The sequence below is a fragment of the Alexandriicola marinus genome, from assembly GCF_004000435.1.
GTDB lineage: Bacteria > Pseudomonadota > Alphaproteobacteria > Rhodobacterales > Rhodobacteraceae > Alexandriicola > Alexandriicola marinus.
On the sequence record NZ_RBVZ01000092.1, the window covers coordinates 1 to 298 of the forward strand.

Consider the following 298-nt stretch of genomic DNA (forward strand, 5'->3'; position numbering starts at 1 on the left):
GGCGACGCCGCCGCGACGGGGCATTTCTCCATCGGCTCGGGAACGCGGCTTGCATTCGACAGCGCGATCGCGCTGGCGGATTATCTGCACAGCGAACCCACGCTCGAAAAGGCGTTCGAACGTTACCAGGAAGAGCGGCGCCTCGAGGTTCTGCGGCTGCAATCGGCCGCGCGCAACTCGCTGGAGTGGTTCGAGGAGGTGGAGCGGTATCTCGACCTCGACCCGGTTCAGTTCAACTACTCGCTTCTCACTCGCTCGCAGCGCATAAGCCACGAGAACCTGCGCCTGCGCGACCGCG

The 298-nt window shown here is 64.8% G+C and carries 1 pseudogene; it reads left to right on the forward strand.

The annotated features are described in order from the left end of the window. A pseudogene (locus tag EP376_RS22815) lies at window positions 1-298 on the forward strand (bifunctional salicylyl-CoA 5-hydroxylase/oxidoreductase); the annotation flags it as partial.